We start from the raw sequence: 21215 nt of genomic DNA on the forward strand, positions 1-21215 counted from the left end.
CTAAGCTCGCTCGGTGAGGATTTCGGCGCGGGAGTTGCTCGGGCAACTGCTCGACTCGGACTCGTACATCAGCTGGGACCGGCCACCGGTGACGGTGGCCGCGTCCCCGCGATACCGTGCGGATCTGCACAAGGCCGAGCTGGCGGCCGGTACAGATGAGGCGGTGCTGACCGGCGAAGGTCTGCTGCGTGGTCGACGCGTGGCCGTAATCGCCTGCGAGTTCGGATTTCTGGCGGGTTCGATCGGGGTGGCGGCGGCCGAGCGCATCGTCTCGGCGGTCGAGCGCGCCACCGAACTCGGCCTGCCCCTGGTCGCGTCGCCGACCTCCGGCGGTACCAGAATGCAGGAGGGCACAGTCGCTTTCGTGCAGATGGTGAAGATCGCGGGTGCGGTCGCGGCGCACAAGGCGGCCGGGCATCCGTATCTGGTCTATCTGCGCAATCCCACGATGGGCGGCGTCTTCGCGTCCTGGGGTTCGCTGGGGCACATCACCTTCGCCGAACCCGGTGCACTCATCGGCTTTCTCGGCCCGCGCGTCTATAAAGCGTTGTACGGCAGGGATTTTCCGGAGGGCGTGCAGGTCGCGGAGAATCTGTACCGCAACGGTGTAATCGACGGTGTGCTGCCGGTTTCGGTGTTCCGCCGCATCGCGCATCGTGCGTTGAGTGTGCTCAGTGGCGTGCCGGATTCTGTTGCGGCGGAACCTGCTTGGGCCGTGCCCGTGCGTGGTACCGGGAAAGCGAGCCCGGATGTTCCGGCTTGGGAATCGGTCCAGATCTCGCGCCGCCCAGGTCGACCCGGCATTCGTGACCTGTTACGCCATGTGAAGCAACGGGTTCCGCTCAGCGGCACCGGTCAGGGTGAATCCGATCGCACAATAGTGCACGCACTGGCCCGCTTTCGTGGACAGCCGTGCATTGTATTCGGCCACGACCGCTCGGGTCAGGATGGCGAACAGACCATGGGCCCCGCCGCATTGCGCGAGGCCCGGCGCAGTATGGCGCTGGCCCAGGAATTGCGGCTGCCGCTGGTGCTGGTGATCGACACGGTTGGCGCGGCTCTGTCGAAGGAAGCCGAGGAGCGTGGGCTCGCCCCTGAAATCGCCCGCTGCATAGCCGATCTGGTGACCCTGGATACCCCGACCGTCTCGGTCCTGCTCGGTCAGGGCACCGGCGGCGGCGCATTGGCACTGCTGCCCGCCGACCGGGTCCTGGCCGCCACCCACGGCTGGCTCGCGCCGCTGCCGCCCGAAGGGGCGAGCGCCATCGTCTACCGCGATACCGACCATGCCCCCCAGCTGGCCGCCGCACAGGGCATCCGCGCCACCGACCTGCTCGCCGACGGTGTCGTCGACCGCATCGTCCCGGAATTTCCCGACGCCGCCGACGAACCGGTCGACTTCGCCCGCCGCATGGTCGCCGCCATCGCCGAAGAGCTCACCGCGCTGCGCGCCCGCCCGCACGAGGAAATTCGTGCCTCCCGCCGCACCCGCTATCGCCGCCTCGGCCAGCCTGACAACCTCCGGTAACCAGCGCGAACGAGTCCCGTTCGGAAAACCGGTGGTCAACACACCAGGGGTCCTCGTTGACGACGCGGCGCGGCACTTCTACGGTCGGAATGTGACCTTCAGAAGCGAGACCAGCGCCATTCCCTCGATCGTGCTGAACGACGGGCACGTGATCCCGCAGCTCGGCTTCGGGGTGTTCCAAGTACCGCCGCAGGACGTCCAGCCGGTCGTCACCGCCGCGCTGGAGGCGGGCTATCGCAGCATCGATACCGCCGCTATCTACGGCAATGAGGAGGGCACCGGCCGTGCCATCCGCGAATCCGGCCTGCCGCGTGACGAGGTCTACGTCACCACCAAGCTGTGGAATTCCGATCAGGGGTACGACGCCACGCTGCGCGCCTTCGACGCCAGTATGGCTCGGCTCGGCCTGGACTATCTCGATCTCTTTCTCATCCACTGGCCGGTGGCGCAGGCCGATCGTTTCGTCGAGACCTTCAAGGCCTTCCAGACACTGAAGGCGCAGGGCCGGGTGCGTTCGATCGGTGTGTCGAATTTCACCGTCGCCGATCTGGAGCGGATCATCGGTGAGACCGGCGAGATCCCGGCCGTCAACCAGGTCGAACTGCATCCACGGCTGGCGCAGCGCGAGTTACGCGCATTCCATGATGCGAATGCCATTGCCACCGAGGCGTGGAGTCCGCTGGGGCAGGGCACGCTGCTCGACGATCACACCATCGTCGCCATCGCCGATGAGGTCGACCGCACTCCGGCCCAGGTGATTATCCGCTGGCATCTTCAGCAGGGAATTGTCGTCATACCGAAGTCGGTCACTCCGTCGCGCATTGCCGGCAACTTCGACGTCTTCGGTTTCGAACTCACCGGCGACCAGATGAACGCCATCAACGCACTCGACAAGGGCGCCCGCATAGGCCCCGATCCGACCACTTTCACCGCAGGGCTCGCCTAACGAAGGCCGAGATAGGCCGTCAGTTCCTGGGCGGCGGCGCGCCCGGCTCGGTTCGCGCCGATGGTGCTGGCGGATGGTCCGTAGCCGATCAGGTGGATGCGCGGATCGACGGCGACCTGGGTGGCGAGCCGACCGGTCATGGTGATGCCGCCGCCTGGGCCGCGCAGGCGTAGCGGGGCCAAATGGTCCAGGGCACTGCGGAATCCGGTTGCCCAGAGGATCACGTCGGCGTGCTGGAACGAGCCGTCGGCCCAGCGCACCCCATCCGGCTCGATGCTCGCGAACATCGGATGCCGCTGCAGCGCGCCGCGAGCCTGAGCGGCGCGCAATCGATCGTCGAGCCGCAAACCGGTGACCGAAACCACAGAACCCGGCGGTAGGCCGCGGCGCACACGGTCCTCCACGATGGCGACGGCGGCCCGGCCGTCCTCGTCGGCGAATGATGTGTCTCGGAATACCGGTTCGCGTCGAGTCACCCAGGTCGTGGTGGTGACCTGGGAGATCTCATCGAGCAACTGAACCGCCGACACTCCGCCGCCGACCACCACGACATGTTTGTCCACGAACTCATCGGCTATGCGGTAGTCGTGTGTGTGCAATTGGCGTCCGGCGAAGGTCTCCGCGCCCGGATAGTGCGGAATGAAGGGACGCTCCCAGGTGCCGGTGCCATTGATCAGGCCGCGCACCCGGATCGTGCCCGCGGTATCGGTCTCGACATTCAGTGTCGTGCCTCGCCCCGCCGTGAGGTCCGCCCCTGCGGCACAGGGGGTTCCGTCGGAATCGCGGTCGCAGACAACGGTCACCGAGACCGGTCTGCGCACCCGCAGATCGAATCGCTTCTCGTACAACTCGTAATAGCGCGGCACCGCGGTGGCCGCTGGCACGGCGTCGGAATCGGGTGGCAGTGTCTCGGCGAACGGCATGCCCGGGAGGTCGTGTACCCGGTTGACGGTGGTGAGGGTGAGCGATGGCCACCGGAACTGCCAGGCCCCACCGGGTCCCGGTGCGTGATCGACGATCAGGAAATCCCGTTCCGGACGCAGGCCGAGGCGCTGCAGGTGGTAACCGGCCGACAGCCCGGCCTGACCAGCACCGATCACCAGGATGGAGAAGTCTGTCGGCACAAACCGAGATCGTATCGGCTTGGTCGGTATGTTCGACCACCTGTGGCAGAGTTGATGTAACCAGTCGAACCGGTCAGTTGGGGAGGATGCATGCTCGACGTTAGCCGCGATGGCGATGTCGTCACCATCGAACTACAGCGCGAGCAGCGGCGTAACGCGCTGAACATCGAACTTGTCACGCGGCTGCGCGAAGCGGTGTTGACCGCGGCCGAGGACGCCAGGGTGATTGTGCTCACCGGTCGGGGCACCCTCTTCAGCGCGGGCGCGGATCTGTCCGGGGTCTACGTGGAGGAATTCCTGGCGGCCCTGCCCGACATGCTGCACACCATCGAATCCGTACCGGTCCCGGTGATCGCGGCGATCAATGGCGGTGCACTCGGCGCGGGCGTGCAGATCGCGCTGGCCTCGGATCTGCGGGTCATGGAACCCGATTCCTATATCGCCATTCCGGCCGCCAAGCTCGGTATCACCGTCGACCGCTGGACCGTGCGGCGGTTGGTATCGCTGATCGGCGGCGGCCCGGCACGGACCGTGCTGCTGGGCGCGGAACCGGTATCGGCCGCCGACGCCTACTCCTTCGGCTTCGCCAACCGGCTCGGCACCCTGGCCGATGCGCAGGCGTGGGCCAAATCGATCGCCCAACTGGCACCGCTCTCGCTGCGGCATATGAAGTTGGAGTTCAACGATGACGGCACCCGGGATCCGGAGAACACGCAGCAGCGTGCGGCGCTGGAGGCGGCGTGGACCAGTCAGGACGCCCAGGAGGGGCGGCTGGCCAGGGCAGAGAAGCGCGCGGCGAAATTCGTGGGACGATAAATGAATCCGAAGAAGATAGTCGGTATTGCCGCCGGTGCTCTCGGCCTCGCCTGGGTGGCACGCGCGGTCTGGGATATCCCCTCGGCGATCGGCGCCTCCATCAACGCCATTGCGCCATACGCCACCGGCGCGGTGAGCTATCGCAATCGTCAGTTCCACAACACCGAGCCGAGCACCCAGTTCGTCTCGGGCGCCGCTCCGTCCCTGTTGTTTTCGGTGCTGACTCGGCGTAATGCCGGTCGTCCACGCACCGCGGTTCCGCTGGCGACGCCCGACGTACCGACCGATGCCGCCGATCTCGCGGTCACCTGGTACGGGCACGCATCGGCGCTCATCGAGGTGGACGGGTATCGGATTCTCACCGATCCGGTTTGGAGCGAACGGGTTTCGCCGTCGGCGCTGGTCGGGCCGGCGCGGCTGCATCCGGTGCCGACGCCGCTATCGGAGCTGCCGCAGGTGGACGCGGTGCTGATCTCGCACGATCACTACGACCATCTGGACAAGGCGACGGTGCGTCAGCTGGTGGTCGGACAGGCCGCGCCCTTCCTGGTGCCGATCGGCATCGGCGCACATCTGCGGCACTGGGGTGTGCCCGAACATCGGATCGTCGAATTGGATTGGGGCGGTTCGGTTTCCCTTGCCTCGCTGGGGCGCGAGCGCGATGGCACCGATCTGGTGCTCACCTGTACCGAGGCGCGCCACTTCTCCGGCCGCGGCCTGGTGCGCAACACCACACTGTGGGCGTCCTGGTCCATCATCGGCCCGACGCGGCGGGTCTACTTCGGCGGTGATACCGGATACACCAAGGCTTTCGCCGAAGCCGGTGCCGCGCTCGGACCGTTCGATCTGACGCTGCTGCCGATCGGGGCCTATGACGAGGCCTGGCCGGATGTGCATATGAACCCGGAGGAGGCAGTGCGGGCACATGCCGACCTCGGCGTCGGCGATCCGGGACACGGACTGCTGGTGCCCATTCACTGGGCGACCTTCAATCTGGCCTTCCACGGGTGGTCGGAGCCGGTGCGCCGGATGGTCGAGGCGGCGCGGTCGGCCGGTACCGCGGTGGCGGTGCCGATGCCCGGCCAGCGCATCGATCCCAATGACCTGCCGAGCCGGGATTCCTGGTGGGAGGATATTGGGTGAATACCTAGGTTCGTCGACAGGAAGGAATGCAGGTATGAGTGTCGTGGACACCCTGAAAGGCCTGGTCGGCAAGGGTAAGGAAACGGCGGCCAAGAACGCCGACAAAATCAACGAAGCGGTCGACAAGGCCGGCGGGTTCATCGACGAGAAAACCGGCCACAAATACTCCGACAAGATCGGCAAGGTGCAGGAGGCCGCCAAGAAGGCGGTCCCGACGGACCACTCCGCATCGGAACCGCCCGCGCCCGCACCGAAGCCGCCCGTGCCAGAGGAGCCGCCTGTGCCGCCCGCTCCCAAGCCCGCCCCCGAGCCGGGAGAGCCGGGGCAGCCGTAGGCCTGATATGTGGCGGGGACCGGTATCTGTCGGTCCCCGCCCCTAAACTTCATTTATGGTGACCCGCCGGGAATTCGGTGGCAGCCCGGGCCGGCCGGGCATCGAGGTTGAGCTGAGCAACCTCGACAAGGTGCTGTATCCGGCAACAGGAACCACCAAGGGCGAGGTCATCGCCTACTACTCGGCCATCGCGCCCGCGATGCTGCCACACATCGCCGGGCGGCCGGTCACCCGGAAGCGTTGGCCCAACGGGGTCGACGAATCATCCTTTTTCGAAAAGAATCTCCCCGAACACGCGCCGTCGTGGCTCGAGCGCCATGCCATCGAACATTCCGATCGCAAGGTTGCCTACCCGGTCATCGATTCCGAGGCCGGACTGGCCTGGATCGGACAGCAGGCGGCGCTGGAAGTCCATGTGCCGCAATGGCGTTTCGACGGTGACAAGGTCGGCTACGCCACCCGGTTGGTATTCGATTTGGATCCTGGGCCGGGCGCGGGACTCGCGGAATGCGCGCGGGTCGCGCTCGCGGTGCGCGAGATGGTCGAGGGCATCGGGCTGCACGCCTTTCCGGTTACCAGTGGTAGCAAGGGAATTCACATCTATGTGCCGCTGGAACGGGAGTTGAGTCCGGGTGGTGCGTCCACCGTGGCCAAACAGGTGGCGACGAATCTGGAAAAGCTGCACCCGGATCTGGTGACCGCGACGATGGCGAAATCGGCGCGCGGCGGGAAGGTCTTCCTGGACTGGAGTCAGAACAATCCGGCCAAGACCACCATCGCACCGTATTCGCTGCGCGGCCGCACCGAACCGAATGCGGCCGCACCGCGCACCTGGGCCGAGTTGGAGAACCGGAAGAAGCTGCGACACTTGCGCTTCGACGAAGTGCTGGCCCGCTGGCGCGATGATGGCGATCTGCTCGCCGAGTTGGATCCGCCCAGCTCGGACAGCGATGCGCTGACGAAATACCGCTCGATGCGTGATGCTTCGGCGACCCCCGAACCCGTGCCCTCCGAAAAACCGGCGCCGGGAACGAATAATCGGTTCGTCGTCCAGGAACATCATGCGCGGCGGCTGCATTGGGACGTGCGGCTCGAACGCGACGGTGTATTGGTGTCGTGGGCCGTGCCGAAGGGGCCGCCGACCTCATCGGATCAGAACCGGCTCGCCGTGCACACCGAGGACCATCCGTTGGAGTACTTGAACTTCCACGGTGCCATCCCGAAGGGACAGTACGGCGCGGGGGAGATGACCATCTGGGATTCCGGTACCTATGACACCGAGAAGTGGCGCGCGGACGAGGTCATCGTCACCTTCTACGGCAAGCGACTGCGCGGCCGCTACGCGATGATCCGAACCAATGGCACCCAGTGGCTGATGCATCTCATGCGCGAGCAGAATCCGGCCGAGGAGGGCACCGACCGGGTCTCCAGTGGTCCGGTCGGCCCCGAGGCCGCGTTCATCGTGCCGAGACCGGCTGGGCCCGCGCCCTTTCCGCGTGGCCTGCGGCCGATGCTGGCCACGCACGGTGAGGTCGCCGATCTCGATGATGTCGAGTGGTGCTTCGAAACCAAATGGGACGGCTTCCGGCTGATCGCCGAAATAGATTCCGGAACACTGACGTTGCGCAGCCGGGCGGGCAATGTGGTGACCGAACGCTATCCCGGCATGGCGGTGCTGGCCGAGGAGTTGGCCGGACACAATGTGGTGCTCGACGGTGAGGCCGTGGTGTTCGACGATCACGGCATCGCCAATGTCGGTCTGTTGCAGGCCGATGCGGCCCGTGCGGTCTTCGTCGCCTTCGATGTGCTGTATTTGGACGGGACTTCCCTTATCCGCAAACGGTATTCGGATCGGCGTCGGGTATTGGAAGCGATCGCGGGCAACGCACCGTCACTGCGGGTGCCGCCGCGACTGGACGGCTCCGGCGCCGAAGCGCTGCGCTACAGCCAGGAGCAGGGCCTGGAGGGTGTAGTCGCCAAGCGCAAGGATTCGGTGTATCTGCCCGGTAAGCGCGGGCATTCGTGGGTTAAGCACCGCAACTGGCGCACCCAGCGGGTGCTGATCGGCGGCTGGCGACGCAGTGACGCCCGCAACTTCAAATCGCTGCTGGTCGGCATTCCGCACGAGGGCAGGTTGTATTACGTGGGGCGGGTCGGCACCGGGTTCAGCGAGTCGGTGATGCGGGATCTGGCCGAAAAGCTGGGCAAGTTGGAGCGCAAGACCACCCCGTTCGACAACGATCTCACCGCCGAGGAGCGCGAGGACGCGGTGTGGGTCACCCCGAAACTGAGCGGAACCGTGCGCTTCATGAACTGGACCGAGACCGGCCGCCTCTGGCATCCGGCCTGGCTCGGCGAGATGTGACGGCGGTCGCTGGTGGTTTGCCGGGTCATCGGGGAGTTCGCTGGGTATCGTTTGTTCGCGGTTGTGTCGGCTCGAAAACGAGGAGTGCACGGTGGATTTCAAGAACCTGGCGAATAAGGCGCTGGACCTGGCCCAGCAGAATGCGGACAAGGTGGATACCGCCATCGATAAGGTGGGCGATCTCGTCGACAAGCAGACCGACGGCAAGTTCGCCGGCCAGGTCGACGCCGCGCAGGATGCCGCCAAGAAGGCCATCCACAAGGACGGCTGAGTCGCCCGACCCTTTCGAGCGACCTGCAAGCAGTCGCTACGGCGTGGCGGACCGGGCGTACCGATCCGCCATTTCCGCGGTCAGCTCTGTTCGCGGGCGAGCAGCGCAATGATGGTCGCGCTATCGGTGACCATCGCGTGCCCCTGGAATTCGAAATCGTCGTAGGCGCGCGCCATTGCCTCCTTATCGCGGCCGCCGACGGCATCGCTGATGATCACCGGCACGAAGCCGAGATCGGTCGAATGGGTGACAGTCGGCGCGATGCCGATCTCCAGTGCGACACCTGTGATCGCGTATGCGCCGATGCCGAGATCGCGCAGCACCGCGGCCAAGGGCGTGCCCTCGAATGCCGACATGGAGGTCTTGTCGAAGATCACTTCATCGGCTGTCGGCCGCAGCTCCGGCACCAGTTCGAAGGCCGGGGTGTCACGCTGCAGAATGAATTTCACGTCATCGACATCGTCGACCTGCTGCCAGCTCATCGCCATGCGCAGCGCGAAGGCGCCACTCAGGCGGCGCGGCAGGAAGAAATGCCGCAGGAAAATGACCGGATAACCGCCGCGCCGTGCCGCTTCGACCACCCGCGCCACCCGCTCGATGATCTGCGGACCGTCCGGTAATTGGGACAGCACACCGACCTGCATGTCGTAGACGATCACCGCCATGCGGTGCGGCGCACACACATCGGCGAGATCTTCGGGAATGTCCAGTCCGTTGCCATGCCGCATGGTCAGCTCACTCCTGTTCGGTACCGGTCACCTTCGGGGTACCGACGGTGATTCGGTTGCGCGATAGCCACTTTCGAAGCGTGCTTCAGGCCCGCCTCGTCCCAACTGTAACCATGTCGGAAATCGGACATGCAGGGCGTCGCCGATGTCCGCCCGTGACCGTTGCTAGGGCCTCTGAGCAGGCAGTACGGTGGTGGTATTCGAGTCCGGGCGAAGTCGGCGCCGACGCATCCCAGGCGCATTATGCGTCGCGCCGCGTCGGAACGCTGGAGGCCGCGATGAAAATTTTGTCTGCGTCATTCGTCGGCGCTGACCGGAAATCCGGTGCGATATCGATCCTTATCGTTCTAGCGGTCGTGGCGTTCGCATTCGTGCCCGTTGCCCGAGCTTTGCCGCCGCCGGATCAGGACCCGTTCTACGCGGCACCGGTCGATCTGGCTTCGCAGCCCGACGGTGCTGTCCTGCGGACTCGCTCGATCGCGTTGTACGGTCTACCGCTTCCGGTTTCGGCCTGGCAGGTGCAATACCGGACCAACGACACGAACGGCTCGCCGACCGCGGGGATGGCGACCGTGCTGGTGCCGAACTGGCCGTGGTTCGGTCCGGGGCAGCGGCCGCTGCTGTCGTATCAGATCGCTGAAGACAGCCTCGACACTCGGTGCGCGCCGTCGTACGCGCTGCGAGGCGGCTGGGATCTCGGCGGCGTGAATACCTATATCGACACACCGTTCATCGCCGAGGCGCTGCGCCGCGGCTGGGCGGTGGTGGCAAGCGATTACGAGGGGCCGGACTCGCGATTCCTGGACGGCGTCAACTCCGGCCGTGCGGTGCTCGACGGCATCCGCGCCGCTCGGGCGCTCGCACCGGATGGCGTCGGTCCGGGGAGTCCCATTGGGGCGTGGGGCTATTCGGGCGGTGCCTTCGCGACGCTGTGGGCGGCGCAGATACAACCGGAGTACGCGCCCGATATCCAATTCGCCGGAATCACCTCGGGTGGTGTGCCCACCGATTGGACGGCGATGGCCCATGGTGTCGATGGCACCGCGCAAGCGGGGCTGGCAATGCTCGTCTTGATCGCGATCGCGAAGGACGAGCCGAATTCCGGTGTGCCGGAACTGCTCAACGAACGCGGTCGGATCGCCCTTGTCGAGGATGCCTCGGCTTGTGGTCCGGATCTCCTCTTCAAGTACTTCAATGCGCATGTGGACGATTTCGCGGCGGTGTCGGACGTGTTGTCCCATCCGGTATTGCGGGCGGCGACCGACCGGCAGGAGCTCGGCGGCAGTGCACCGGTCATGCCGATGTACCTGTACCACAGCACAACTGACGATGTGATCCCGGTCGCGGGCTTTACCGATCTGGTCGGGCGATACTGCGCACAGGGTGCCGATCTCACCTCGGTGCATTCGGCGCTGCCCGGACACGATGTGGCCGCCATCGGTGAGACGGCCGGTGCGATGGGCTTCCTCGCCGATCGCTTCGCGGGTGTCCCGGTAGCGCCCGGCTGTCACGGGCGATAGACGAAGATGCGGCGCGCTACGAGGATTCGCCGCGCGCCGCGTTCGCAGTGCTGTGCGTGGTCTTACTTGACCGGAGCGTCCTGCCATTTGGTGGTGCCGGGCGGGGCGGACAGGGTGCTGAGCAGATCGATGCCCGCGATGATCAGTGCCGGCCCACCGACCACGAGGGTACCGATAATGCCGCCGATGCCCGCGCCCGCGATGACGCTGGCGATGACGGTCGGTCCGCCGATGATGCCGGTGAGCCCGACCAGGGCGCCGATAACCGTGCCGAGGAAGCCGCCGATGGCGGCGGCAATGCTGAACTGGGACAGGAAGCTATCCTGCGCGCGCAGATTCTCTCGTGGCGACGCGACCGGCGTGGCCGCCTGCCGCGCCGTCGTGTAGTCCTTGACCGCGGTCAACTCCAGCACCCGGCCCGCTTCGCGAATCTCGTGCGGCATGGCGAACTCCAGACCGTCCTGCCGGAACACCAGTGGCAGCGTGACCACCGTATTGCCCGCGATGTCCTTGACATCCACGGTGTTCGCCGACATCTGGAACGACCCGTTGGTCAGCGTGGTGACGATCTTGTCGCCAACCAGTTTTGCCTCGTATCCGATGTCCGGTACGGGCGCGGCATCCGGCTGTGCATAGGAAGTGCCCGAGCCGACCGCGACAGCGGCGACGATCGGCACGGCTGCCGCAGTGATCTTGCGGAGAATCATTCCGGGGTCCAATCTTCATCAGGTTTTGCAAGCCGTAGCAACGCTCCGCACACGAAAAATCCTCCCCCCGACGCTGTGCAGAGTCACGATGTGATCTAGAGAACGCACTCCGAGGACACCGTACCGCGTAAAAAAGGTTTAGAGGAATGCTTTTCGGGGTATTCGGTATTACTCACATGATGAGTCTTGTTATAGCTCTTCGCTATTCGGTCAGGACCCCGGCTGCTGCAGGACATTGATCGCGCGGGCGATCACCAGGATCACCAGCACCAGCGAGATCGCCGATTGCAGCATCATCGTCGCCTTCGCCCACCGCGACATCGGCATCACATCGGTCGGACTGAACGCCGTCGCATTGGTGAACGCCAGATACAGATAGTCCAGGAACTGTGGCTCCCAGTCGAGTCCGGCCAGGTCCGGGCTCTGCATCTGCACGAACAGGAAGTCCGGCAATGGCTTTCGCGCATGCGCGCGTGCCGCGGGTCCGCCGCGATCGAACTCCCAATACCAGAGGCCGAATACCACCACATTGGTCAACCACACCGCACCGCCCGAGACGAGCAGTCGCATGGGATCGGTGAGTGTCCCATCGATCAGTTGGAACACCAGTCGACCCGCCGACACCGCCGTGGCCAGACTCAGCAACCCGGTCAGCAGCAGGCCGCCGCTGCGCAACCAGCGCTCTTCCCGGTTGAGCCGGAACGGATTCGCCACCACCAGCACGCCGAGCAACAGGACCTCGAGCACGGGCAGGACCAGCCAGGCGGGCTGCTGCCGGAGCTCCTTCGGCGCCACCTGCAACACCACGATCACCAGCACGGCGAGCGTCGCGGCCAACCGCGACTCACCCTCCGTCCTGCGTTGCCAGGCAGGCACATCCTCGTCTTGGTCCGGCACAGAGGCCAGTATCGCCGATCAGGTCAGCAGATCGAGGACGACCGCGCCGAGGCAGACCGCGATAACAACGGTCAGCGCGATCACGTCATTGCGGCGGCCAGGGGCGCTCGGGCGGGCAGTGAGCTGGCCGGTGCCGCCACGTGCGGTAATGGCCTCGCCCAGTTCGGTTGCCCGGCGGCTGGATACCGCCATGGCGGCGGTGAGGATATCGACGAGCGGATTGTCGGCGGCGCGATTGAGCAGGCCGTCCTTCGGGCGAAGTCGCCGCGCCGCCCGCAGCACCCGGATCTCGTCCATCAGCAGTGGCAGTCCGCGCAGTGTCAGCGCGATGACCACGGCCCATTCGTCCACGGGCACGTGGAATCTGCGTAGCGGGGAGCCGAGTTTGGCCAGCGCGGGTGCGATATCCCCCATCGGGGTGGTCCAGGCGATCAGGAACGAGGATGCCAGCAGGATCAGGCCGAAGACGGTGACATTGATGTAGCGCAGTAAGGATTCGCTGCCCACCGGCACATTGAGCAGGGCGCCGATACCGAGTATTGCCCAGAACCACCATGGCAGGCGAGGAAGTGTGCTCAGTGGCAGTCGGGCCACCACCCCGATCGCGATCAGGAATGCGACCATCAAGCCGAGTACCGGCCAGGACGGCAGGAACATCAGCACTACACTGATCAGGAACGCGCCGATGATCTTGGTTCCGGCCCAGAGGCTGTGCACCGGACTGGAAACCGGCACTTCGCGGAACAGCACCGTGCTCATGACTGCGCCTCGCTGGCGCTCGGCTCCGTCATGACCACGTATGTGGCTGTGTCTATTGTTCGCTCGCTCATTATCGACCTCCGTCCCCGAGCCGCCAGGCTGGATCGCCCGGGCGGGTTCCCGGCATCGTCGAGTGGGTATCCGGCTGGTGCGCGGGCACATTCGCGGTATCGAGGATCGGATCGGTCTCCAGAATGCGTCCGGCCTCGAGATGCACAGTCCGATCGCAGACCGTGGCCATATCGTGCACGTCATGTGAGATGACGATCAAGGTGAGGCCGGAATCGCGCAGGCGGGCAAGCAGTTCCACGATCTCCGCGCGGCCCTGAGGGTCCAATCCGGCCAGCGGTTCGTCCAGCACGACCACCGGCGAATGGCTGGCCACAATGGCTGCGAGCACCACGCGTTTGGCTTGGCCGCCGCTGAGTTCCTCGATTGAGCGTGCGGCGAGTGCGCGATCCAAACCCACCGCATCCAGTGCGCGTCCGACCGCACCGGATCCGGCGGCCCGTCCGCCCCAGTCCGCGATTTCGTCGCCGACCGTCTGCTTCTGCAGCTGCAGCCGGGAGTGCTGGAACGCCAATTCCACCCGGCCGATCTGTTTTGCGATCGGCTTACCGCTCAATTCGCAACGGCCGGAACTGGGTTCGATCAATCCCGCCATGATCCAGGCCAGCGTCGATTTGCCGGATCCATTGCCGCCCACTACGAGTAGTGCCTCGCCGCGCCGAACCGTCAGATCGACACCGTGCAAAGCCGGTGCGGCCCACGGTGTTCCGTGGTTGTAGGTGTGGCGCACCTCGCTCAGTCGCAGGATGGTTTCACCCATCGGCCGACGCCGGATCTCGCCGACCGGTTGCGGCCAGGCGGGCAGCCGCTCGACGGTCCGGCCACCTGCCAGGTGCACCACCCGATCGGCGGCGGCCGCATCGGCCTCATGGTGGGTGACCAGCACCACCGCCATCGGATGGCGTTTAGGCAGTTCGGCCAGGAGTGCGACGAGATCGTGGCGACCGTCCGGATCGATCATCGAGGTGGCCTCGTCGGCAATGAGCAGCGCGGGGCGGCGGGCCAATGCCGCGGCCACCGCGAGTCGCTGCTGCTGACCGCCGGACAGGGTCGCAGTCTCGCGATCGCCCATACCGTCCAGGCCGACCTCGCGCAGCAGGGCGGCGATATCGACCGCGGTGGCGAGTTCGGTGGACAGACCCCACACCACATCGTCGGCGACGAGCACACCGAGCGTTTGACTCTCCGGCCGCTGCAGCACCAGTGCGGTGCCACCCAGGTGACCGAGGCCCGCCGCGCCAGGGCGGTCAACGCCACCGGTGGTCGGCGGTTGTCCCGCGAGCAGCCGGGTCAGTGTCGATTTGCCGGACCCGTTGTGGCCGACAATGGCCACGAATTCGCCGATGTCGACGGTGAAATCGATCCCGGACAGTGCGTCCACCGGCGCTCCCGGATAGCGGAAACCGACCTCGCGTAGTCGCACCGGCAACGGCGCGATCGGCCGGTCGTCAGGCGGTGCGTCGAGCCGGTCGTGACTCGGCAGCCATGCCAGCCGATCGAGTACCGAGCCGAGGACGAACCAGGAGAACACCGCCGTCACGATGATGCCCGCCAGCACGCCACCACCGATCAGGACCCACCACCAGCGGATCGCGGCGTCGGCGGCGTCGGAGACCCCGCGTCCGAGCGGTTCCAGCTGGGGTTGCTGTGCTGCCGTCCGCTCCAGGCCTTCCGCGGTGCTGCGGATGGTGTCGAACAGCAGATTCCGGGAGCGGGACAACACGAGCAGCGATCCGATGGCGAAGGCTGCGAAGCCGAGACCGGCGAGTGTCGATAATCCGAGCACCGCGGGCAGGCCGCCACGTCGCCGTTTGACCGTGCCGATAATCCCCGCGATGGTGGCCGAGCTGAGAATGCCGAATGCGGGCACGAGGCCCGCCGCGACAAAGCAGACCAGCACGGCCGAGCCGGTCGCGGTGATCAGGACGCGCAGCCGATAGCGATGCGCGATCATGGCCAGCGGCACCGCGGCGACCAACTGCAGCGCCGCGGCTATCGGAATCAACGCGCCGACGGTGACCAGGGCGACGGAGGCACCCCCGAGCACCGCCCCCACCGCCAATTCGATCGGGCGCAGTGGTCCGCGCTCGGTGGGGCGGACGGGCAGATCACTCACGGGTCAAGTCTGCCAGCATCCTGTGGACAGTTCGTGTGGTCTTTCTGTGGAGAGCGTGAGCGTCAGGCGACCCGGGTCAGCTCGTAATCGGCGGCCTTCAGCTTGCGCACGCGACGGCGATAGGCGAGCTGCGGGCCCGGCCAATTATTGGTGATCCGGCCCGAAGCGGTTCGATACCAGCTGGAGCAGAAGTTCCACGGTGTGCGCGCGAGGCGCTGCTGAACCGCGGTATTGAATTGCGCCTCCGCCTCGGGACGCACCTCGAGCACATGGCCGGGACGTTCGGCGAGCAGTTGGACGGCCTGGCGGATATAGCGGGCCTGCGATTCGATCATGTAGATGATCGAGCCGACGCCGAGATTGGTATTCGGTCCGTAGACCAGGAACAGATTCGGGAAGTCGGGCACGGTAATGCCGCAGTAGGCGTGCGCGCCGTCCTGCCAGGCATCGGAGAGTTTGCGGCCCGCGCGGCCGTAAATATTCATGGGCCAGAGGAATTCGGTGCCCTTGAAGCCGGTGCCGTAGATGATCACCTCTACCTCGTGCACCGTGCCGTCGGCGGTGCGCACGCCGTTCGGCACGATTTCGGTGATGGCGGTGGTCTCGACCTGCACGTTCTGCTCGAGCAGAGCTGGGTAGTAGTTGTTGGAGAACAGTCCGCGCTTACAGCCGATCGGATAGTCGGGGGTGAGTTTGGCGCGCAGTTCCGGATCCGGGACCTGTTCTTCCAGATGTTTCGACGCGATTTTCGCGACCAATCGTACGATCCACGGGAATTCGACAAGGCCGAGCGCGATGAATTCGGCGATGGCCCACCAACCGAAGCGTTCGACGAGCAGGGCGCCGGGCAGCCGGGCGAAAAGTTTGTGCTGGACCGGGGTGTAGTTGGTATCGAATTTGGGCAGCACCCAGGCCGCTGTGCGCTGGAACAGGGTGAGGTGTTCGACCTGCGGCTGGATCTCCGGAATGTACTGGATGGCGCTGGCGCCGGTGCCGATGCAGGCGACGCGTTTACCGGCCAGGCCGACGCCGTGATCCCATTCGGCGGAGTGGAAGGCCTGACCGGTGAAGGTGCCGATGCCGGGAATGTTCGGCAGGGCGGGCCGGGACAGTTGGCCGACCGCTGAGATGAGCACGTCGGCGGTTCGGGCCGTGCCGTCCTTGGTCCGTACGGTCCAGCGGCCGGAACTGTCGTCGAATTCGGCGTCGGTCACCTCGGCGCCGAAATGGATCGCCTCCAGCAGGCGGTGCCGTTGGGCGACCTCGCGCAGGTAGTCGTGGATCGCGGCCTGTCCGGAATACCGCTGCGGCCAGTCCGGCTTGGGCTCGTAGGAGAACGAGTACAGCGGCGACGGCACATCACAAGCCGCGCCGGGGTAGGTGTTCTCCCGCCATACCCCGCCGATGTCCGTGCCGCGCTCCAGGATGGTGATATCATCGAAACCGTTGCGCCGCAATTCGATTGCCATCCCGATGCCGCCGAAACCGGCGCCGATGATGATGACCGAGGGCCGCTCACCAGCTGTCATATGTGGCACTCCTCACAGCACTGTAGATGAGTTCCACTCTAAGACTGCCTGTCGTACGGGTCGGCGGATCGAGATTTTCGGCCATAATGTCCGCTGTGGAGCGGGTACAGGATCCGGGCATCCGCGACTGGAACTTTCCGCGCGGCATCGCCAGCGTGGCACTTATGGTCGGCTATGCCGGTGAGCAGGGCGTGCCCGTCGCGCGCATGCTCGCCGGAACCGGGCTGACCGAGGCCATGCTGCACGATCCTGACGCGCAGATCGATGCGCGAATCGAACTCGCCGTCATCCGCAATCTCGTCCGCGAACTCGCCGATACGCCCGCGCTCGGTGTCGAGATCGGTCGCCGGTATCGAATCACCACCTTCGGTATTTTCGGCTTCGCGTGCGTCAGCAGTCCGACGCTCGGTGAGGCCATCTCGTTCGCGCTGCGCTATCTGGAACTGAGCTTCACCTTCTGCCTGCCCGTCGCGGAATGGGGGGAGGGCGAGTTCATCGCCTGGGTGCACGACGAATCGATTCCGGCCGATGTGCGCCAGTTCCTGGTCGAACGCGATGTGACTGCCATGCATCAGGTCATGAGCGATCTGATCGGCAAACAGCTGCCGCTCACCAGGGCCGAATTCCGTTTTCCGGAGCCGACATACGTCGATCGGATCATGGAGGTCACCCAGGTGCGACCGCGTTTCGGGCGGGCGCACAATCTTTTCACCATCGATCCGGCCATGCTGGAACAGCCACTGCCGCAGGCGAATGAGCACACCTGGGCGATGTGCCTAGCGCAATGCCGGGGCTTGGTGGACCGCCGCCGCGCCCGCACGGGTATCGCGGCCGAGGTGCGCGAACTTCTGGTGCCCGGTGGTGCGGACGGGTTCGCGGCTCCGCGCGGGATCGATTCCGTCGCACGCGATCTCAATATGAGCACCCGCACCTTGCGTCGCCACCTCGATGCCGCCGGTACCAGCTATCGCGCACTGCTGGACGAGGTGCGCCGCGCGCTCGCCGAGGAAATGCTCACCGCCACACCGCTTTCGGTGAGTGACGTGGCCATCCGGCTCGGCTATGCCGAATCCTCCACCTTCATCTACGCCTTCAAGCGCTGGACCGGAGCGACACCGGCCGCCTACCGCCGCGAACGCGCGGTGCGGCGCTAATTCGGCTGCACGCTGATCCAACCGTTCATTGCGATATTGCGGAAATGCGTTGTGATGCGGTGATTTTCGTCGATGACGTGCAGTGCGACGGCGGGATCCGGCGCATAGTCCATGACGCGGTGCGGGAGTTCGAGTTCCCACTCCCCGCCGAGTACGGAGGCGGTGCTCGGCGCGATCAGCAGCGGGCGGCCCGCGAAGGTGGTCACGGCGGCGGAATGCGCATGTCCGGTGACCACGCCGACAATGCGTTCGTCGGCGGCGACCACCTCCGCCAATTTCTCGGGCTCGGCCAGCGAGATCTCATCGATGACCGGACTGAACAGATGTGCGGGTGGATGATGCAGCGCAAGAAGTATAGGCGCGGCTGCGGGCGCGGCGACGAGTACGCCGCGCAGCCAGTCGTAGGTTTCTTCGCTGAGTCGGCCACCGGATTCGCCGGGGACGCTCGAATCCAGCAGGGCCACGGTCAGATTGCCGACTCGATGGGCGTGGTTGATCGGTGCGGTCGATGCGGGTTCGCCGAGGAGGATCGCGCGGAAGGCGGCTCGGTCGTCGTGATTGCCGGGCAGGGCGTAGACCGGGATATCGGCGTCGAGTGCGACACGCGCCTCGGCGTACTGCTCGGCTTTACCCGAATCGGTTATATCGCCGGTCACCAAGATGGCATCGGGCCTGCGTCGCAGCTCGGCGAGATAGGCCATGACCCGCTCGGCGCGTTCGGCATTGCGGGTGCCGAGATCGAAATGGGTATCGCTGACCTGAGCCACCAGGATCATCGGCGTTCGCTTTCTCTGGGGGATCGCTACATTGCGTCAGAGGGTGTCGGCATCGCGTGCTGGCACGTTTACAGGCTAGATGACCTGCGGGTTCCGCGTCGCCATGAGGCTGACCACCGGTAGAAGGCCGCGGGGTCGGAAGTGCTCGCGCGCACACCGGGTCAGCTCGACGGGTCGACGACCGATGCCCACAGCGTCTGCAGTGACCGCAGGAACGACTTGCGATCGGCGGCGGGCAGCTGGGAAAGCAGTTGGTTCTCCTGCTCCTGGATATCGCGTTGTGCCTGGTCGCGGGTGGTCCGACCGGCGGCGGTGAGCGAAATCAGGCGTGCGCGCCGGTCGGCTGGATCGGCATCGCGGTGGATGAGGCCGCGCTGCTGGAGCTCATCGAGTGTGCCGATGATGCGCGTCTTGTCCGCGCGGATCTTCTTGGCCAGCGCGGCCTGGGTGTAGACGGGTTCGTCGCCGAGTCCGAGTAGGACCACGTAGCCCCACATGGTCAGGCCGTGTCGCTCGAGTACGGGCAGTTCCGCCGCGGCGAGGGCGCGGCCGAGCGGCGCGATCATCGCGGCGAGGTCAGGGCGCTTTTCCGGCATGGGTAGAAAATACCGCTTGGCTTATGATAATCATGAGCTTATGATAGGCATGCGCTTATTATTTGGATGTATCGAGAGGAAAGCGATGACCACCGATTCCGACACCGCCGCCGAACTGCAGACCCTCAAGTCGCTGGGGACACAGGTCGATCTGATCGCCCTCAATGCGCAAGCCGTGCGCACCAGCATCGAAGTTGTTTCCCAGCTGACCGCCGCTGATCTGGCCAAGCCGACGCCATGCGCCGGGTGGACGCTGCACGGATTGCTGGCGCACATGATCACCCAGCACTATGGCTTCGCGGCCGCCTCCCGCGGCGAGGGTGACCTGTCGCTGTGGCGGCTGCGCCCGCTGGGCGCGGACCCGGTCGCGGACTACCGTGCCGCCGCCGAACATGTACTGGCATCTTTCGCCGAGGACGGCGTGCTCGACCGAACCTTCCCGTTACCGGAGTTCACCCGTGCCTTCGAATTCTCCGGAGCCGAGGCAGTCAGCTTCCACTTCATCGACTACGTCGTGCACTCCTGGGACGTCGCCCGAACCCTCGGCCGCACAGTGCATTTCGACGACGACCTGCTCGCGGTCGCACTATCGGTAGCCGAAGTCGTCCCCGGCGGCGCGGCTCGGCTGGCACCCGGTGCGGCCTTCGGACCGGTCATCAACTGGTCGAGTGACTCCGCGCTCGACGAGATCGTCGCCATGCTCGGGCGCTCCCCGAGTTGGCCGGAATAGCCGCCGCCCGTCGACCGAGCTGACGCGTGAGGAGCCGACGCCTCGGGCGCATTCGCGCCGGTGATTGTTGCGCGCGGAGGTCGCGGTTCGGCTGCTGCGGTACATCGGCTCTGGTCATCGCCGGGCGCGATTCAGGGTGGCGCGCATGGGAATTGCCCGGCATTCCGTGTGTGGTGTTGGGCGGGGCTATTCGATTGGGGGGAGCAAGGATTCGGCGGCGCGTTGGAGGAGGGCGGCGGGGTCGGGGATGGGATGGAAGGGGTGCCAGAAGTCGGGGGGTGGGGTTGCTTGGAGGGTGAGGGTTGGGGGTGTGCGCCAGGGGGCGGTTAGGGCGAGTTGCCAGGAGTGGAGGTAGGTGCGGTCGTATCGGGCGGATTTGTCGAATAGGGGGTCGCCGAGGATGGGGTGTCCGATCCAGGCCAGGTGCACGCGGATCTGGTGACGGCGGCCGGTGACCGGGCGGACTGCGAGGAGGGTGTGGGTGTCGGTGCGCAGGACCGTTGTGAACCGGGTTGTCGACGGGTAGTTCTTAGTGGCCAATAGATCCGCCTCATCGACGAACCAGCGTCCCGCCTGCTCGCGAATGGATTCGCGGGGTGCGGCGATCCGCACGCGGTTCTTGCGGCCGACACTGAGCGGCAGTTCGATGACGCCGCGATCGGGCAGGCCGGTCGATTCGACGATCGCCAGATACGCCTTCTCGGCCGTCTGCTTATTGAACTGCCTGGTCAGCTGCCCGTGCGCGCCGAGTTCCTTGGCCAGCAGCACGAGTCCGGAGGTCACCTTGTCGATGCGGTGCACCGGATACAGAGTTTCCCCGGCAGCGGCCGCCGCCTCGACGATATCGCTGTCGTGCCGCTCCCCGGTCACCGAAATCCCGGCGGGCTTGTTCAACGCCAACACCGCCGCGTCCTCCTCGATGACGCACCTCTCCCGCAACTCGGCCCACTCGAACTCCACCGGACGAGCTTAGGTCGTGCGTTGCCGGTGCTTGTGGTTGCGGCGCAGGGTGTGGGTACGCAGTGGTGAGTTCGGGTCGTGCGTTACCGGTGCTTGTGGTTGCGGCGCAGGGTGTGGGTACGCAGTGGTGAGTTCGGGTCGTGCGTT

20 protein-coding genes are annotated in these 21215 nt (G+C 65.8%); 10 read left to right on the plus strand and 10 right to left on the minus strand.

Features of this window, described 5'->3' with window-relative positions:
- Positions 1 to 13 precede the first annotated feature (13 nt).
- Together ACIBJI_RS17065 and ACIBJI_RS17070 are read left to right on the plus strand one after the other, a co-directional pair.
- Entirely contained in the window at positions 14 to 1528 is a 1515-nt protein-coding gene (locus tag ACIBJI_RS17065) for a carboxyl transferase domain-containing protein (RefSeq protein WP_364347172.1), read from the plus strand.
- Between the two features lie 91 nt (positions 1529 to 1619).
- Positions 1620 to 2474: an aldo/keto reductase gene (locus ACIBJI_RS17070; protein ID WP_364347174.1), complete on the plus strand. Its 855-nt coding sequence runs from the start codon at positions 1620 to 1622 to the stop codon at positions 2472 to 2474.
- Here ACIBJI_RS17070 and ACIBJI_RS17075 read toward each other — a convergent pair.
- Positions 2471 to 3598, minus strand: a complete 1128-nt coding sequence (locus ACIBJI_RS17075) for an NAD(P)-binding domain-containing protein (protein ID WP_397084808.1) — start codon at positions 3596 to 3598, stop codon at positions 2471 to 2473. The genes ACIBJI_RS17070 and ACIBJI_RS17075 overlap by 4 nt on opposite strands.
- A 90-nt stretch (positions 3599 to 3688) precedes the next feature.
- Between ACIBJI_RS17075 and ACIBJI_RS17080 the strand changes: the two genes are divergently transcribed.
- The 5 genes from ACIBJI_RS17080 to ACIBJI_RS17100 all read left to right on the plus strand — a co-directional run bounded on the left by ACIBJI_RS17080 (position 3689) and on the right by ACIBJI_RS17100 (position 8527).
- Complete coding sequence (locus ACIBJI_RS17080; protein WP_364347178.1) at positions 3689 to 4414, plus strand: enoyl-CoA hydratase; 726 nt, start codon at positions 3689 to 3691, stop codon at positions 4412 to 4414.
- Entirely contained in the window at positions 4415 to 5557 is a 1143-nt protein-coding gene (locus ACIBJI_RS17085; protein ID WP_364347180.1) for an MBL fold metallo-hydrolase, read from the plus strand.
- A 34-nt stretch (positions 5558 to 5591) separates the two neighbouring features.
- Positions 5592 to 5891 carry an antitoxin gene (locus ACIBJI_RS17090; protein ID WP_364347182.1) on the plus strand — a complete coding sequence of 100 codons (300 nt, stop codon included), beginning with the start codon at positions 5592 to 5594 and terminating at the stop codon, positions 5889 to 5891.
- A 55-nt stretch (positions 5892 to 5946) separates the two neighbouring features.
- Positions 5947 to 8256: an ATP-dependent DNA ligase gene (locus ACIBJI_RS17095; RefSeq protein ID WP_397084810.1), complete on the plus strand. Its 2310-nt coding sequence runs from the start codon at positions 5947 to 5949 to the stop codon at positions 8254 to 8256.
- A 91-nt stretch (positions 8257 to 8347) separates the two neighbouring features.
- The gene (locus ACIBJI_RS17100) at positions 8348 to 8527 is read left to right on the plus strand and encodes an antitoxin (RefSeq protein ID WP_364347186.1); all 180 of its coding nucleotides are present in this window, start codon (positions 8348 to 8350) and stop codon (positions 8525 to 8527) included.
- Between the two features lie 80 nt (positions 8528 to 8607).
- Here the strand turns inward: ACIBJI_RS17100 and ACIBJI_RS17105 are convergent, their stop codons facing one another.
- Positions 8608 to 9255 carry an isochorismatase family cysteine hydrolase gene (locus ACIBJI_RS17105; protein ID WP_364347188.1) on the minus strand — a complete coding sequence of 216 codons (648 nt, stop codon included), beginning with the start codon at positions 9253 to 9255 and terminating at the stop codon, positions 8608 to 8610.
- A gap of 278 nt (positions 9256 to 9533) precedes the next feature.
- Between ACIBJI_RS17105 and ACIBJI_RS17110 the strand changes: the two genes are divergently transcribed.
- Positions 9534 to 10775, plus strand: coding sequence for a lipase family protein (locus ACIBJI_RS17110; protein WP_397084812.1), 1242 nt, complete (start codon positions 9534 to 9536; stop codon positions 10773 to 10775).
- A 62-nt stretch (positions 10776 to 10837) separates the two neighbouring features.
- Here ACIBJI_RS17110 and ACIBJI_RS17115 read toward each other — a convergent pair whose 3' ends face one another.
- From ACIBJI_RS17115 to ACIBJI_RS17135, 5 genes are all read right to left on the minus strand, one after another.
- Complete coding sequence (locus ACIBJI_RS17115; protein WP_397084814.1) at positions 10838 to 11482, minus strand: ammonium transporter; 645 nt, start codon at positions 11480 to 11482, stop codon at positions 10838 to 10840.
- Between the two features lie 210 nt (positions 11483 to 11692).
- Positions 11693 to 12379 carry a hypothetical protein gene (locus ACIBJI_RS17120; protein WP_364347194.1) on the minus strand — a complete coding sequence of 229 codons (687 nt, stop codon included), beginning with the start codon at positions 12377 to 12379 and terminating at the stop codon, positions 11693 to 11695.
- A gap of 18 nt (positions 12380 to 12397) precedes the next feature.
- Entirely contained in the window at positions 12398 to 13138 is a 741-nt protein-coding gene (locus ACIBJI_RS17125; RefSeq protein WP_397084816.1) for an energy-coupling factor transporter transmembrane component T family protein, read from the minus strand.
- A 70-nt stretch (positions 13139 to 13208) separates the two neighbouring features.
- Positions 13209 to 15323, minus strand: a complete 2115-nt coding sequence (locus tag ACIBJI_RS17130) for an ABC transporter ATP-binding protein (protein WP_397084818.1) — start codon at positions 15321 to 15323, stop codon at positions 13209 to 13211.
- 62 nt (positions 15324 to 15385) lie between these two features.
- Positions 15386 to 16852 (minus strand): flavin-containing monooxygenase, encoded by a 1467-nt coding sequence (locus ACIBJI_RS17135; RefSeq protein ID WP_396959357.1) that lies wholly within the window; start codon positions 16850 to 16852, stop codon positions 15386 to 15388.
- An 86-nt stretch (positions 16853 to 16938) separates the two neighbouring features.
- Here ACIBJI_RS17135 and ACIBJI_RS17140 point away from each other — a divergent pair, with 86 nt between their 5' ends.
- On the plus strand, positions 16939 to 18006 hold the full coding sequence (locus ACIBJI_RS17140) for an AraC family transcriptional regulator (protein WP_364347202.1): 1068 nt from the start codon (positions 16939 to 16941) through the stop codon (positions 18004 to 18006).
- Here the strand turns inward: ACIBJI_RS17140 and ACIBJI_RS17145 are convergent.
- Together ACIBJI_RS17145 and ACIBJI_RS17150 are read right to left on the minus strand one after the other, a co-directional pair.
- A complete protein-coding gene (locus ACIBJI_RS17145) occupies positions 18003 to 18782 on the minus strand; it encodes a metallophosphoesterase (RefSeq protein ID WP_364347204.1) in 780 nt (259 codons plus the stop codon). The genes ACIBJI_RS17140 and ACIBJI_RS17145 overlap by 4 nt on opposite strands.
- A gap of 161 nt (positions 18783 to 18943) precedes the next feature.
- On the minus strand, positions 18944 to 19378 hold the full coding sequence (locus ACIBJI_RS17150) for a MarR family transcriptional regulator (protein ID WP_364347206.1): 435 nt from the start codon (positions 19376 to 19378) through the stop codon (positions 18944 to 18946).
- A gap of 85 nt (positions 19379 to 19463) precedes the next feature.
- Between ACIBJI_RS17150 and ACIBJI_RS17155 the strand changes: the two genes are divergently transcribed.
- Entirely contained in the window at positions 19464 to 20108 is a 645-nt protein-coding gene (locus tag ACIBJI_RS17155) for a TIGR03086 family metal-binding protein (RefSeq protein WP_397084821.1), read from the plus strand.
- Positions 20109 to 20294: 186 nt separating this feature from the next.
- Here the strand turns inward: ACIBJI_RS17155 and ACIBJI_RS17160 are convergent, their stop codons facing one another.
- Positions 20295 to 21068, minus strand: coding sequence for an RluA family pseudouridine synthase (locus ACIBJI_RS17160; RefSeq protein ID WP_397084823.1), 774 nt, complete (start codon positions 21066 to 21068; stop codon positions 20295 to 20297).
- Between the last annotated feature and the right edge of the window lie 147 nt (positions 21069 to 21215).

The organism is Nocardia sp. NPDC050408 (assembly GCF_044458905.1).
Taxonomy (GTDB): Bacteria; Actinomycetota; Actinomycetes; order Mycobacteriales; family Mycobacteriaceae; genus Nocardia.

What these genes read in the sequence shown, in the direction of transcription:
- ACIBJI_RS17095 (WP_397084810.1), top strand. Translation starts at nt 5,947, where the DNA reads ATGGTGACCCGCCGGGAATTCGGTGGCAGCCCGGGCCGGCCGGGCATC.
- ACIBJI_RS17155 (WP_397084821.1), top strand. Translation starts at nt 19,464, where the DNA reads ATGACCACCGATTCCGACACCGCCGCCGAACTGCAGACCCTCAAGTCG.
- ACIBJI_RS17145 (WP_364347204.1), bottom strand. Translation starts at nt 18,782, where the DNA reads ATGATCCTGGTGGCTCAGGTCAGCGATACCCATTTCGATCTCGGCACC.
- ACIBJI_RS17140 (WP_364347202.1), top strand. Translation starts at nt 16,939, where the DNA reads ATGTCCGCTGTGGAGCGGGTACAGGATCCGGGCATCCGCGACTGGAAC.
- ACIBJI_RS17105 (WP_364347188.1), bottom strand. Translation starts at nt 9,255, where the DNA reads ATGCGGCATGGCAACGGACTGGACATTCCCGAAGATCTCGCCGATGTG.
- ACIBJI_RS17125 (WP_397084816.1), bottom strand. Translation starts at nt 13,138, where the DNA reads ATGAGCACGGTGCTGTTCCGCGAAGTGCCGGTTTCCAGTCCGGTGCAC.
- ACIBJI_RS17110 (WP_397084812.1), top strand. Translation starts at nt 9,534, where the DNA reads ATGAAAATTTTGTCTGCGTCATTCGTCGGCGCTGACCGGAAATCCGGT.
- ACIBJI_RS17080 (WP_364347178.1), top strand. Translation starts at nt 3,689, where the DNA reads ATGCTCGACGTTAGCCGCGATGGCGATGTCGTCACCATCGAACTACAG.
- ACIBJI_RS17115 (WP_397084814.1), bottom strand. Translation starts at nt 11,482, where the DNA reads ATGATTCTCCGCAAGATCACTGCGGCAGCCGTGCCGATCGTCGCCGCT.
- ACIBJI_RS17090 (WP_364347182.1), top strand. Translation starts at nt 5,592, where the DNA reads ATGAGTGTCGTGGACACCCTGAAAGGCCTGGTCGGCAAGGGTAAGGAA.
- ACIBJI_RS17135 (WP_396959357.1), bottom strand. Translation starts at nt 16,852, where the DNA reads ATGACAGCTGGTGAGCGGCCCTCGGTCATCATCATCGGCGCCGGTTTC.
- ACIBJI_RS17150 (WP_364347206.1), bottom strand. Translation starts at nt 19,378, where the DNA reads ATGCCGGAAAAGCGCCCTGACCTCGCCGCGATGATCGCGCCGCTCGGC.
- ACIBJI_RS17085 (WP_364347180.1), top strand. Translation starts at nt 4,415, where the DNA reads ATGAATCCGAAGAAGATAGTCGGTATTGCCGCCGGTGCTCTCGGCCTC.